General features: G+C 64.3%; 14 protein-coding genes. 7 read left to right on the top strand and 7 right to left on the bottom strand.

Annotated features, from left to right (window positions below; all coding sequences use genetic code 11):
- Positions 1-48: 48 nt before the first annotated feature.
- From cobT to cobS, 4 genes are all read right to left on the bottom strand, one after another.
- The gene (gene cobT / locus JL811_RS08545; protein WP_202688117.1) at positions 49-1,923 is read right to left on the bottom strand and encodes a cobaltochelatase subunit CobT; all 1,875 of its coding nucleotides are present in this window, start codon (positions 1,921-1,923) and stop codon (positions 49-51) included.
- A 54-nt stretch (positions 1,924-1,977) separates the two neighbouring features.
- Positions 1,978-2,382 carry a hypothetical protein gene (locus tag JL811_RS08540; protein ID WP_202688114.1) on the bottom strand — a complete coding sequence of 135 codons (405 nt, stop codon included), beginning with the start codon at positions 2,380-2,382 and terminating at the stop codon, positions 1,978-1,980.
- 81 nt (positions 2,383-2,463) lie between these two features.
- Entirely contained in the window at positions 2,464-2,850 is a 387-nt protein-coding gene (locus tag JL811_RS08535; protein ID WP_202688112.1) for a hypothetical protein, read from the bottom strand.
- The gene (gene cobS / locus JL811_RS08530) at positions 2,847-3,821 is read right to left on the bottom strand and encodes a cobaltochelatase subunit CobS (protein ID WP_202688109.1); all 975 of its coding nucleotides are present in this window, start codon (positions 3,819-3,821) and stop codon (positions 2,847-2,849) included. Before cobS ends, JL811_RS08535 begins: the two co-directional genes overlap by 4 nt.
- Positions 3,822-3,990: 169 nt before the next feature.
- Here cobS and tgt point away from each other — a divergent pair, with 169 nt between their 5' ends.
- From tgt to JL811_RS08500, 6 genes are all read left to right on the top strand, one after another.
- Positions 3,991-5,121, top strand: coding sequence for a tRNA guanosine(34) transglycosylase Tgt (tgt, locus tag JL811_RS08525; protein ID WP_202688107.1), 1,131 nt, complete (start codon positions 3,991-3,993; stop codon positions 5,119-5,121).
- A gap of 83 nt (positions 5,122-5,204) precedes the next feature.
- Positions 5,205-5,846: a heme ABC exporter ATP-binding protein CcmA gene (gene ccmA / locus JL811_RS08520; protein WP_202688105.1), complete on the top strand. Its 642-nt coding sequence runs from the start codon at positions 5,205-5,207 to the stop codon at positions 5,844-5,846.
- Positions 5,843-6,499 (top strand): heme exporter protein CcmB, encoded by a 657-nt coding sequence (gene ccmB, locus JL811_RS08515; RefSeq protein ID WP_202688103.1) that lies wholly within the window; start codon positions 5,843-5,845, stop codon positions 6,497-6,499. The genes ccmA and ccmB overlap by 4 nt, the downstream gene beginning before the upstream one ends.
- 52 nt (positions 6,500-6,551) lie before the next feature.
- Positions 6,552-7,283, top strand: a complete 732-nt coding sequence (locus JL811_RS08510) for a heme ABC transporter permease (RefSeq protein WP_202688101.1) — start codon at positions 6,552-6,554, stop codon at positions 7,281-7,283.
- Positions 7,280-7,468 carry a heme exporter protein CcmD gene (gene ccmD / locus JL811_RS08505; RefSeq protein WP_202688099.1) on the top strand — a complete coding sequence of 63 codons (189 nt, stop codon included), beginning with the start codon at positions 7,280-7,282 and terminating at the stop codon, positions 7,466-7,468. Before JL811_RS08510 ends, ccmD begins: the two co-directional genes overlap by 4 nt.
- Before the next feature lie 13 nt (positions 7,469-7,481).
- Positions 7,482-7,991 carry a DsbE family thiol:disulfide interchange protein gene (locus tag JL811_RS08500; RefSeq protein WP_202688506.1) on the top strand — a complete coding sequence of 170 codons (510 nt, stop codon included), beginning with the start codon at positions 7,482-7,484 and terminating at the stop codon, positions 7,989-7,991.
- A 26-nt stretch (positions 7,992-8,017) separates the two neighbouring features.
- Here the strand turns inward: JL811_RS08500 and JL811_RS08495 are convergent, their stop codons facing one another.
- Positions 8,018-8,191, bottom strand: coding sequence for a hypothetical protein (locus JL811_RS08495; protein WP_202688097.1), 174 nt, complete (start codon positions 8,189-8,191; stop codon positions 8,018-8,020).
- Between the two features lie 291 nt (positions 8,192-8,482).
- On the opposite strand from JL811_RS08495, the gene JL811_RS08490 reads away from it, so the two are divergent.
- The gene (locus tag JL811_RS08490; RefSeq protein ID WP_202688095.1) at positions 8,483-9,070 is read left to right on the top strand and encodes a hypothetical protein; all 588 of its coding nucleotides are present in this window, start codon (positions 8,483-8,485) and stop codon (positions 9,068-9,070) included.
- 174 nt (positions 9,071-9,244) lie between these two features.
- Here JL811_RS08490 and JL811_RS08485 read toward each other — a convergent pair whose 3' ends face one another.
- Positions 9,245-11,404 carry a malate synthase G gene (locus tag JL811_RS08485; RefSeq protein WP_202688093.1) on the bottom strand — a complete coding sequence of 720 codons (2,160 nt, stop codon included), beginning with the start codon at positions 11,402-11,404 and terminating at the stop codon, positions 9,245-9,247.
- A 150-nt stretch (positions 11,405-11,554) separates the two neighbouring features.
- The gene (locus JL811_RS08480; protein ID WP_202688091.1) at positions 11,555-13,096 is read right to left on the bottom strand and encodes an FAD-binding domain-containing protein; all 1,542 of its coding nucleotides are present in this window, start codon (positions 13,094-13,096) and stop codon (positions 11,555-11,557) included.
- Between the last annotated feature and the right edge of the window lie 93 nt (positions 13,097-13,189).

Genomic DNA, 13,189 nt, shown 5'->3' with positions numbered 1-13,189 from the left:
GCAAGGCCAAGAGGGGCAGCGCCCCTTCCTTGCCCGGCCCTCGGGCCCTCAGCCCGCCTTGCGCATCCCCAGCACCCGCGCGCGCTTGCGCGGATCGCTGTCGAACAATCCGGCAAGCTGCTCGGTCATCGCCCCTGCAAGCTGTTCGACATCGGTGATGGTGACCGCGCGGTTGTAATAGCGCGTCACGTCATGGCCGATGCCGATGGCGATCAGTTCCACCGCCTTCCTGCGTTCCACCATGCCGATCACGTCGCGCAGGTGTTTTTCCAGATAATTCGCGGGGTTGACGCTGAGTGTTGAATCATCGACCGGGGCGCCGTCGGAAATCACCATCAGGATCCGCCGCGCCTCGGGCCGCATCAGCATCCGGCGATGCGCCCATTCCAGCGCCTCGCCGTCGATGTTTTCCTTCAGCAGCCCTTCCTTCATCATAAGCCCCAGATTGGGCCGCGCCCGCCGCCAGGGTGCATCGGCGCCTTTGTAGATGATATGGCGCAGATCGTTCAGCCGCCCCGGCTGCGCCGCGCGCCCCTGTGCCAGCCAGCGTTCGCGGCTTTGCCCGCCTTTCCAAGCCCGGGTGGTGAAGCCGAGGATCTCCACCTTCACCGAACACCGCTCCAGCGTGCGGGCCAGAACATCGGCGCAGATCGCGGCAATTGAGATCGGGCGACCGCGCATGGACCCGGAATTGTCCAAGAGCAGGGTCACGCAGGTATCGCGGAACTCGGTATCCTTTTCCTGCTTGAAGGACAAAGGCGTGGTCGGGTTCGCGACAACCCGTGCCAGCCGCCCGGCATCCAGCGTGCCCTCTTCCAGATCGAAATCCCAGCTGCGGTTCTGCTGCGCCTGAAGGCGGCGCTGCAGCTTGTTCGCCAGTCGCGAAACCGCACCCTTCAGGGGTTCTAGCTGCTGATCCAGATAGGCGCGCAGACGTTCCAGTTCGGCGGGTTCCGCCAGATCCTCGGCGCGGATCTCCTCATCGAAATCGGTCGCGAAAACCGTGTAATTCGGATCGGCATCGCTATGGGGGGCCGGGGGCGGGGGCTCGGATGGCGGTTCGCCTTCGGGCAGTTCGGCCTCTTCGCCCTCTTCCATCTCGGCCATGTCATCGGACGAGACCTGCGCCTGCGCGGCATCCTGCTGGTCTTCCTGACTTTGCTCGGGCGAGGCTTCGCCCTCATCGCTCTGGTCTTCTTCTTCACCGGTCGATTCGGGGTCGTCCTGATCTTGTTCGGCGTCCTCTCCCTGATCGTCCTCGGGTTCCTGCGCGTCGGGGTCGTCGCCCAATTGATCGGCATAGCCCAGATCCGAGATCACCCGCCGGGCCAGCCGCGCAAAGGCCGACTGATCGGCCAGCGCCGCGTCGATGCCGTCCAGCGTGCCGCCCGCCTGTTCCTCGATGAAATCACGCCAGAGCGACATGATATTGGCAGCGCTCTTCGGCAGGTCGCGCCCGGTGGCCAGATGACGCACCAGATGGCCCGCCGCCAGCGCCAGCGGCGCATCCTGACGATTGGTGATCTGGCCATGGCCCTTGCGGTCGGCCTCAGCCCCGATCTTGGCGTCGATATTGCCTGCTGTGCCGGGCATCACCCTTGCGCCCACAGCTTCGCACCGGGCGGTTTCCATCGCCTCATAGATGTCGCGGGCCAGTTGTCCGGTGGGCAGGTAACGCGCGGCGACCTGTTCATCATGATATTTCCGGCGCAGCGCAAAAGCATCCGCCGTGCCACGCGCCAGAAGCACCTCATCGCGCGTCATGCGGCGGCTGACCTGTGGCAGGCGCACGCCTTCGCGGTTCATCCCCGGAGGATCGACCGAATAGGCAACGGTCATCTCCGGGTCATCGGCCATGACTTTCGTGGCCTCGGCCAGGGCTTTCTTGAAGGGATCGGCGGGGTTGTCGCTGGGCTTGTTCATGGCGCGACATTGGCACCGGCCCGGGGGGAGGGCAAGAGGGCGAAGCCCTTTGGATCAGCCCGGATGCAGTGCGCGGCACCCCGCCAACAGCGTCTCGGCCCGGCGGGTGGCGCGCGGGTCGGCGCGGAAATGCGCGGCATGCAGCAGGGCGGATTGGGCGGCCTTGGCCTCAATCCGCAGATGCAGGGCGCGGCGCGATGCGGCGGCGGGGGTTACGGCCCCGGCCAGATCCAGCATCGCGGCGCGTCTTCGCGCGGTTTCCTCGGATGCAGGGCCATCGGTCAGCCACTGAAATTCCATCAAGGCCGAATAGCGCCCCGCACAGGTGGCGAACAGCACGACCAGCGGATCATCCGCGCCGATGGGCGCATCAGGCGGGGGCACAAGGCCGGTGGCCTGTGCCGCCGGGGCATGGGACAGGAGCACAAGGACCAGTGAAAGAGTTTTCAAACTGCTCATAATTGCAGCATGACTGCAATAATACCGCCGATCAACAGATCAGTTTGAAAAGTTTGCGGCAATTCGTGGCAAACAGCGCGGTCAGCGCAGCGCGTCGAATTCCGGCGCGCCCTGGGCGAAACGCGCGCAGGTGCCGAGCAGCCGTTCGTAAAGATCGCGGCTTTGCAGATCCTGATCCAACACCAGCGATTCAAGCAGCAGACGCATGGCAGGGCGGGCCGCGGCAATCGCCTCATCGACCCCGGCCACAGCGCCGCCATTCAGCCGGATCGCGGCCTGACGGAAGGCTTCGGCCCGGGCGGGGTCCTCGGTATCGCGGGGCAGGTGGCGCAGGCGCCGTGCTGCATCGTCACGGCCAAGATGCAGCGCCGCACAATCGACGGCTGGGTAAAGCGTTTCAGAGAGTGGCTTGGCGGCAAGCGGCAGCGGCCAGAGCAGCGACAGCGCCGCCGCCCCGGTCCGGATCACTTCATCGCCATGCTTGCCGCCGATTCGGGCAGTTCCTCGGCAAAGCAGCGCTGATAGAACTCGGCGACGGTCTGGCGTTCCAGTTCATCGCATTTGTTCAGGAAGGTCAGGCGGAACGCATAGCCCACATTCTTGAAGATGCGCGCATTTTCCGCCCATGTGATAACGGTCCGGGGACTCATCACAGTGGACAGATCGCCGTTCATGAAGGCGGTGCGGGTCAGATCGGCGACGGTGACCATCTGGCTGATCTCCTTCCGGCCCCCGGCAGTGTTGTAATGCGGGTTTTTCGACAACACGATCGCTGCCTCGGCATCATGGCTGAGGTAATTCAGCGTCGCAACAAGGCTCCATCGGTCCATCTGCGCCTGATTGATCTGCTGGGTGCCGTGGTAAAGACCAGTGGTATCGCCCAGACCCACGGTATTGGCCGTGGCAAACAGCCGGAAGGACGGATGCGGGGTGATGATCTCATTCTGGTCCAGCAGCGTCAGCTTGCCGTCATGTTCAAGCACGCGCTGGATGACGAACATCACATCGGCGCGGCCCGCATCATATTCGTCGAATACGATGGCAACGGGGTTGCGCAGGGCCCAGGGCAGAATGCCCTCATGAAACTCGGTCACCTGCTTGCCGTCGCGCAGCTTGATCGCATCCTTGCCGATCAGGTCGATGCGGCTGATATGGCTGTCCAGATTGACGCGCACGCAAGGCCAGTTCAGCCGGGCCGCCACCTGTTCGATATGGGTGGATTTGCCGGTGCCGTGATACCCTTGGATCATCACGCGGCGGTTATAGCCAAAGCCCGCCAGAATCGCGAGCGTTGTATCGGGATCGAACTTGTAGGTCGGATCGACCTCGGGCACGCGGTCGCCGCGCTCGGCGAAACCCTTGATCTTCATGTCGGTGTCGATGCCGAACACCTCCCGGACGGAGAGTTCTTCACTGGGTTTCATCGCGATATCGAGCATTTCGGCGTCCGTTTTCTGTTCGGCGCCGCTGCGCCCGGTCTGATTTCCCCCGAGTGATGGAACATAACGCCGGAGGGTGCAAGGGAAAGGCCCGCATTTCCCCGCCCCGATGCCTTGGCAAAGGGCCGCAAAACCCGCAAAAGGGGCGGCTGGAACAGGGATGGCGGCGATGGACGGGAAATTCGGCTTTACGGTTCAGGCAAGGGACGGGCAGGCGCGGCAGGGGGTGATTTCCACGCCACGCGGCGAAATACGCACGCCTGCCTTCATGCCGGTGGGCACGGCGGCGACGGTCAAGGCGATGATGCCGGAGTCGGTACGCGCGACCGGGGCGGATATCCTGCTGGGCAATACCTATCATCTGATGCTGCGACCGACGGCGGAACGGATTGCGGCGCTTGGGGGGCTGCACAGGTTCATGAACTGGGACCGCCCCATCCTGACCGATTCGGGCGGCTTTCAGGTCATGTCGCTGGCGAGCCTGCGCAAGCTGACCGAGGAGGGCGTGCGGTTTTCGTCGCATATCGACGGATCAAAACACATGCTGACGCCCGAACGGTCGATGGAGATCCAGCGCCTGCTGGGCTCCGATATCGTGATGTGTTTCGACGAATGTCCGGCGCTTCCCGCGACGGATGCGGTGGTTGCCGCCTCGATGCAACTGTCGATGCGATGGGCGCAGCGGTCGCGCGATGCCTTTGGCGACCGGCCCGGCCATGCGCTGTTCGGCATCATGCAGGGCGGCGTGAACCGGGATTTGCGTGAGGAATCGGCGGCGGCGCTGACCGGGATCGGCTTTGACGGTTATGCGGTCGGCGGTCTGGCCGTGGGCGAGGGGCAGGAGGCAATGTTCGGCGTGCTGGACTATGCCCCCGGCTTTCTGCCCGAGGACCGGCCGCGCTATCTGATGGGGGTCGGCAAGCCCGATGACATTGTCGGCGCGGTCGAACGCGGTATCGACATGATGGATTGCGTGCTGCCCTCGCGGTCAGGGCGGACCGGGCAGGGCTGGACGCGGGGCGGGCAGGTCAATCTGCGCAATGCCCGGCACAAGGACGACCCGCGCCCGCTGGATGCCGAATGCGCCTGCCCGGCCTGCCGCAGCTATTCCCGCTCCTATCTGCACCATGTCATCAAAGCCGATGAGATTATCGGATCCATGCTTCTGACATGGCATAACCTGCAGTATTATCAGGATCTTATGGATGGGCTGCGGGGCGCCGTTGCGGCCGGTCGGCTGGCGGAATTCGTGGCCGGGTTTCATGCCGGGCGGGCTGCGGGAGATATTGAGCCGGTTTAGCCCCAGTCGCAGAACCGGCAGCGGGCAATCCCTGCGGCATTGCCGCCCTTCCCGAAAGCGGCGGCCTGCGCTAGGGCTGGGCCATGGATCTTGAGATCGACAATCTTTCCGTCTCGCGCGGCGGAGTGACCGTGCTGGAAGGGGTGGGCTTTCGCCTGCGCCCCGGCGCGGCGCTGGTGCTGCGCGGGCCGAACGGGATTGGAAAGACCACGCTGTTGCGCAGCATTGCCGGATTGCAACCGGCAACGGTCGGCGAGATTTCTGCCCCGCCCGAGGCGATTGCCTATGCCGCCCATGCCGATGGGTTGAAATCCATGCTGACGGTCACCGAAAACCTGCGCTTCTGGGCGGCGGTCCATGGCGGTGCCGGGGTGGAACCGGCCTTGCAGCGGATGAACCTTGCCAGCCTGCGGGACCGGCAGGCGGCGAACCTTTCAGCCGGGCAGAAGCGGCGTCTGGGGCTGGCGCGGCTGCTGGTCACCGGGCGCCCGGTCTGGGTCTTGGATGAACCGACGGTTTCGCTGGATGCCGCCTCGGTCACGCTGTTCGGCGAGGTGATCCGCGACCATCTGGCGGCGGGTGGATCGGCCCTGATCGCGACCCATATCGACCTTGGCATCCCCGGGGCCGAAACGCTGGACCTGTCCCCCTTCCGTGCCCGCCCGCCAGAACAGGGTGGCCCGGCCGGGGCGTTTGACGCGGCCTTTGGCGGGGATTTCGCATGATAGCCCTGTTGATCCGCGATTTGCGGCTGGCCGTGCGGGCGGGGGGCGGTTTCGGGCTGGGGCTGGCGTTTTTTCTGCTGGTTGCGGTGCTGGTGCCGCTGGGGGTCGGCCCCGAGGGCAGGGTGCTGGCGATGATCGCGCCGGGGATCCTGTGGGTCGGGGCGCTTCTGGCCTGCCTCCTGTCGCTGGACCGCATTTTCGCGCTGGATTTTGAGGACGGATCGCTGGACCTGCTGGCCACCGCACCGATCCCGCTGGAGGGTGTGGTTGCCGTCAAGGCGCTGGCGCATTGGCTGGTCACGGGCTTGCCCCTGACACTGGCCGCCCCGGTTCTGGCGGTGCTGCTGAACCTGCCGGTTTCCGGCTTTGGCTGGCTTGTGCTGTCGCTTGCGATTGGCACTCCGGCGCTGTCGGTGATCGGGGCCTTTGGTGCGGCGCTGACCGTGGGGTTGAAACGCGGGGGGCTGTTGCTGTCGCTGCTGGTGCTGCCGCTTTATGTGCCGACGCTGATCTTCGGGGCCGAGGTGGTGCGGCGCGGAACCGCGGGGCTTGAGACCGGCACCCCGCTGGCGCTTCTGGCCGCGATCACGCTGGCCTCGGCGGCCTTGCTGCCTTTCGCGGCGGCTGCGGCAATCCGCGTCAACCTGCGATGAAAAACCTGTGTTACAGCTTGTCCCCGGAAAACAGAAAGCCTAGCTAACCGCCATGTCATCGCTTTGGGAATATGCCAATCCGCAAAAATTCATGGGGCTTTCAGGGCGCATGCTGCCCTGGACCGCAGCCCTGTCGTCACTTTGCCTGACCACCGGTCTGATCTGGGGCTTTTTCTTCACGCCAGATGATTTCCGGCAGGGATCGACTGTCAGGATCATCTATCTGCATGTGCCCGCCGCGATGATGGCGATCAATGCATGGGTGATGATGCTGGTGGCGTCCCTGGTCTGGCTGATCCGGCGGCATCATGTCTCGGCGCTTGCGGCCAAGGCGGCGGCGCCGGTGGGTCTGATCTTCACGCTGATCGCACTGGTGACCGGCGCGCTTTGGGGTCAGCCGATGTGGGGCACCTGGTGGGCCTGGGATCCGCGCCTGACCTCGTTCCTGATCCTGACCCTGTTCTATTTCGGTTATATCGCGCTGTGGTCGGCGATTGAGGATCCCGATACCGCGGCCGATCTGACCGGGGTTCTGTGTATCGTCGGATCGGTCTTTGCGGTGCTCAGCCGCTATGCGGTGAATTTCTGGAATCAGGGCCTGCATCAGGGGGCCTCGCTGTCGCTGGACCGGCAGGAGAATATCTCTGATGTCTTCTGGTTTCCGCTTCTGGTCTGCATCGCCGGTTTCGTGCTGCTGTTCGTGGCACTCGTCCTGTTGCGCACCCGGACCGAAATCCGCGCGCGACGGCTGAGCGCGCTGCTGGCGCGGGAGAGGATGGGATGATGCCCGATCTGGGGAAATATGCCGTCGCGGTGCTGGGGTCCTACGCGGCCACGGCAGCACTGGTCGCGGCGCTTGTGGTGCTGAGCCTGTGGCGCAGCGCGCAGGTGCGCCGCGCACTGGCCGAGGTCGAGGCGCGTCAGGCGCAAACCGCCGGGGCGCCGGCAATGGCGCAGGGGGGAAAGTGACATGAAACCGCTGATGATCCTGCCGCCGGTGATTTTCGTCGGTCTGGCGGCCCTGTTCTATATCGGCATGTATCGCGAGGATCCCGATACGCTGCCCTCGGCCATGATCGGGCGCGAGGCCCCGGCGGTGCAGGTCACGGCCCTTGGTCCTGCGGCCCCCTTTGACGATGCCACCCTGCGCGCGCCCGGCGTCAAGCTGCTGAATTTCTGGGCCAGCTGGTGCGCGCCCTGCCGCGCCGAACATCCGCTGCTGGAGGAACTGGCCGCCGAGGGCATCCCGATTCTGGGCGTCAATTACAAGGACGACCCGGCCAAGGCGCTGGCCTTTCTGGACGAACTGGGCGATCCCTTTGCCGCCATCGGTGCCGATAGCGGCCGCATGGCGCTGAACTGGGGCGTTTATGGCGTGCCGGAAACCTATGTGATCGACGGGGATGGCAAGGTGGTCCTGCGCTTTGCGGGACCGATCACCCGCGCCGAACTGGACCGCACCCTGCGCCCGGCCATCGAGGCCGCGCGCTGACCGCCGGTTCGGGGTGTGCCGCGCAGTCATCCCGCTGCCTGCAGCAGCATCAGGACCGCAAGCCCGATCAGCGCCTCGGTCCAGGGGAGGGACGGGGCGCGCGGCAGGCGGGGGCGGGCCTCGGTCAGTCTGCGGTCAATCTCGGTCACGCGGAAATAGCGGCGCAGGTTGGGGGGAACGGGCCTTTGGGGAAGGGGCATCGGAACCTCCATGAAGGAATGGATGCCCAGAAGGGTAGCGCGCGGAACTTAACGCGAACATAATGGGGATGGGGTGTTGCGGGCGCAGGCCAGCGGCGTTTGCAGCGGATGGCGAGGTTTGGGTCCGGCGGAGGGGATTTTTGGTGTTTGGATCACGTTCGCCGACCAAAGCTGATCGGGTGTGATATCATTGAGTGGCAGCTGTGCGGGACGGAGCGGACGGTTGTTATTGCAACACCATCAGAGTGCTGAGATCAGTATTTTTAAGCACGTTATGGCAGGAATAGCACAATGCATTTTCAGGGACAGCAACTTATTTCCCAGTCCACGTACGTTTCAAGCCGAACGCTCGTGACCGTCGCATTGGCGAAAGTTTTTTCAATCTGGTATGGGGTAGATACATCTGAACTTGAAGTTTTCGGGTTGAAGCTAGGCGGAGCTTTCGATCAAGCGCTCCCTATCCTGATCGGCTTCCTCGCCCTCAATCATCTCCTTAACTGGCTCGCCGATCTGCATGCATTCCAAGTGTGGAATTCTTCGTCGAAGGTGGGGGGAAGTTCTGCATTTGGATACGGAGGGAATCCTCTGCAATCTCAATTGGAAGATGCCATCAAAAGAATCGGTAATATCGAAGAGAGCGCACACGGTGTGCTTGACTCAGTTGAAAAAGGTAAACCATTTGAAACGGGCAGCCAGGAGAGCCAAAGAATGCAACATATGGTTAAGCTCTCTGAGGAACAGGTTGACTTACTATCCAAACTGCAAACAAGGGTGAGTAGTTTGACCTTTCATGGACATATGTACTTGTGGGGATGGTTCTGTCTGATGCCCTTTGGAGTAGCAGGCTACGCAATTTACCTAAGTACGCATTGCTTATAAAAATCTGGCGACACAGGTTACCTGCCGAGCGTCAGCTAAGGACTCAATGCAACCATAACGCCCGCGGTCGCCCCACTTAGGCCAAGACCCTCCCGAAACCCACCTTCGCCAGTCAATCGGCTGAACCCGCCCGCCCGTTCCGCCACAAGAACGGCAGGGCAGGCGGACCGGCAATCACCCCGCCGCCTTCCGCTCCAGCCGCCTTGCATGCAGCACCGGCTCGGTATAGCCCGAGGGCTGTTCGCGCCCCTTGAAGACCAGATCGCAGGCGGCGAGGAAGGCCACGCCGTCAAAGCCCGGCGCCATGGCGCGATAGGCCGGATCGCCCGCGTTCTGGCGGTCCACCACGGCGGCCATCTTGCGCATCCCTTCCATCACCTGCGCCTCGGTTACCACACCGTGATGCAGCCAGTTCGCCAGCGCCTGCGCGGAAATCCGGCAGGTGGCGCGGTCCTCCATCAGACCGACATCATGGATATCGGGCACTTTGGAACAACCGATGCCCTGATCGACCCAGCGCACGACATAACCCAGAATGCCCTGCGCGTTGTTCTCGATCTCGGCGCGGATCTCCTCCTCCGACCAGTTCTGCCCCTCGGCCAGCGGGATCGTCAGCAGCGCCTCAAGCCCTGCGCGCGGGCCGCCTTTCGCGATCCCGTCCTGCACGGCGGCCACATCGACCTTGTGGTAATGCGTGGCATGCAGTGTTGCGGCGGTGGGCGAGGGCACCCAGGCGCAATTCGCCCCGGCCTGCGGATGGCCGATCTTCTGGCGCAGCATTTCGGCCATCAGGTCGGGGGCGGCCCACATGCCCTTGCCGATCTGCGCGCGGCCCCGCAACCCGCAGGCCAGACCAATATCGACATTGCGCGCCTCATAGGCCGCGATCCATGCGGCGTTTTTCATATCGCCCTTGCGCAGCATCGGACCCGCCTCCATCGAGGTATGGATCTCATCCCCGGTGCGGTCCAGAAAGCCGGTATTGATGAAGGCCACCCGATGCGCCGCCGCCCGGATACATTCCTTCAGATTGGCCGAGGTGCGGCGCTCCTCATCCATGATGCCGAGTTTCACCGTGTATTGCGGCAGGCCAAGCGTCTTTTCCACCGCCGTGAACAGACGGTCGGCCAGCGCCACCTCGGCGGGCCCATGCATCTTGGGTTTCACCACATAGACCGATCCATGGACCGAGTTGCGCGGGCCTTCGGTCTTGGCCAGATCATGCATGGCACACAGCGTGGTGACGAAGGCATCCATGATCCCTTCGCCGATCTCACGCCCCTCTGGGTCGAGGATCGCGGGATTGGTCATCAGATGCCCGACATTCCGCACCAGCATCAGCGCGCGGCATTTCAGCGTGAGGCTGCCGCCATCGGGAGCCAGATAGTCGAAATCGGGATTCAGGCGGCGGGTCATCTCCTTGCCGCCCTTGGTGAAGCGTTCGGTCAGGTCGCCCTTCATCAGGCCCAGCCAGTTGCCATAGGCCAGAACCTTGTCCTCGGCATCGACGGCGGCAATCGAATCCTCACAATCCATGATCGCGGACAGGGCCGATTCCAGCCAGATATCGGACAGGCCCGCCTTGTCGGTTTTGCCGATGGGGCTGGAGGGGTCGATCAGCAATTCGATATGCAGTCCGTTGTTTTTCAGCAGGATATGCGCAGGGCTGGCGGCATCGCCATGATGTCCGGCAAACTGGTCAGGCCGCGCCAGCGTCATCGGGCCGCTTGCGGTTGAAACCACCAGCGCGCCGTCCTTGACCGCAAATCCGGTCGCCTCGCGCCATGATGCCCCGGCCAGCGGCACCACATCGTCCAGAAAACCCCGGCCCCAATCGACAACCCGCGCCCCGCGTGCGGCATCAAACGCCCCTTTGGGCGGCAGATCGCCCAGCGCATCCGTGCCGTACAGCGCATCATAAAGACTGCCCCAGCGGGCATTCGCGGCATTGAGCGCATAGCGCGCATTCATCACCGGCACGACCAGTTGCGGCCCGGCCAGCAGCGCGATCTCGGGATCGACATTGGCCGTCGCAATGGTGAAATCCGGGCCTTCCGGCTCCAGATAGCCGATCTCGGTCAGAAAGGCGCGATAGGCGGCGGGGTCATGCCGCTGGCTGCGATGCGCCTTGTGCCAGTCGTCGATCCGGGCCTGAAGGTCGGCCCGCCGGTCCAGCAGCGCGCGGTTCTCGGCCCCGATTTCGGCAACCGCAGCGGCCAGCCCGTCCCAGAAGGCCGAGGCGGCGACGCCGGTTCCGGGCAGGGCCTGATCCTCAATGAAGGCTGCCAGCACGGGGGCGACCGACAGCCCGGACCTGTTCACCATCTGCGCCATGGGCAATCCTTCTCTGTGAATGCTGCATTGTATGCCGTGGTGTGCAGGGATAGGGGAATTGGTCAGTTTATTCAACCAATTCTGAACATGGCTTTTTCGCCGAAGCCCTAAGTCACCTGTTCGGAAATCCGCATAAAGATAGGCGCCCTGTTAAAGATCCAGATGCAACTGGCCATCGGGTGCGGGGCGACGACGGGGGCTGCCGGTTTCGATCACCGCGTCCTGCGCCTGTGAGGTGCGGCGCTGACCATGGCGGGCGGCGATGGCGCGGCTTTCGGTGGCGAAACCCTCGGCGCGACGCAGCCGCGTGATCGCATCGCGCGCGGCCCTTGCGGCGGTTTCCGGATCGACCAGCGGTTCGGGATAATACCGCCCCAGAACCCGGCCCGCACCGCTCCACCGCCAGGGGTTATGCAGAAACGCATCGGGAACGGCGGCCAGTTCCGGCAGCCAGCGGCGGGTGAAACGGCCCTGCGGGTCCTGATCCAGCCCCTGTTTGACCGGGTTGTAGATGCGCGGGATATGGATGCCCGTCACGCCTGATTGCATCTGGATCTGCGGCCAGTGGATGCCCGGTTCATAATCGGTCAAGCGCCGCGCCAGCACATGCCCCACCGCGCGCCACTCCAGCCAGAGATGCCATGTCGCCACGCTGGTCAGCATGGCGCGGGCGCGGAAATTCAGCCATCCCCCCGCCGCAAGGTAACGCATTGCGGCATCGACAAAGGGAAATCCGGTTTCCCCGGCGGCAAAGCGGGCCAGCCGTGTCGCATCCGCCTCGGCGGGGCGCAGGCAATCAGCGGCGGTATGCAGGGCGCGGATCTCCATTTCCGGGGCATTTTCCAGCCGCTGCATGAAATGGTCGCGCCAGGCAAGACGGCTGGCAAAGGCGCGCAGGCTGCTGGCCCATTCGGTCCCCGGGGCTTCGGCGGCCCTTGCCTGCGCGGCTTGCAGCACCTCACGCGGTGACAGGGTGCCATGGGCAATATGGGCGGACAGGCGGGAACAGGCGCGTTCGGCGGTCAGGGGTGAGGACAAGCCACCCAGATAGCCGCGCCCCCGCGTCGCCAGAAACCCGTCCAGCAGAACCTGCCCCTGTGCGCGCCCGCCCGGTTGACGGCTGGGGCAGGGATCCTCGGCCAGCCCCAGCGCGCGGGATGACGGCAGGGGGCCGGGTTCCACACCTTCCATTGCCGGGATGGCCCCGGGAGCGGGAAGACAGGCATCGGCCATGAAGCTGTCGCGCCGCGCGGCCCAGCGGTTGCGCCCCTCATTGCCTGCTCGCGCCGCGCGTCCGCGGAACACCCCCGATTGCGGCACTTCCTGCCAGTCGATGCCAGCGTCGCGGGCCATGGCGGCAACGGCACGGTCGCGCTGGAACGTCCAGAGGTTTCCGGTCTCTTCATGGCTGACAAGGGTGGTGATCCGGTGCTGACGGCAGAGCCGGGCCAGCACTTCGGCTGCGCGGCCAGTCCGGATGACCAAAGGCGCACCGCGTTCCGCCAGCGCCGCGCGCAGATCGGCCAGCGATTCGGCAATGAACTGCCATTGCCGCGCCGAATGGTCGGGCAGGGCCCAATAGTCCGGTTCGGCCACATAGACCGGCAGAACACGGCCCAGTCCGCAGGCCAGATCCAGCGCGGGATGGTCGGCAAGGCGCAGATCGCGCTTGAACCAGAGAAGAACATTCATGGAACATGATCTAGCAGCCCCGGCGCCACAGGCAAGGGTAGATCGGTGGAGGATCGGGGCCTGCGCAGGATCGGGCAGGGATCACACAACGGA

The organism is Szabonella alba (genome assembly GCF_016765775.1).
Lineage (GTDB): Bacteria > Pseudomonadota > Alphaproteobacteria > Rhodobacterales > Rhodobacteraceae > Szabonella > Szabonella alba.
The sequence above is the reverse complement of the archived record's forward strand: the minus strand, read 5'-3'. Positions and strand labels throughout refer to the sequence as shown.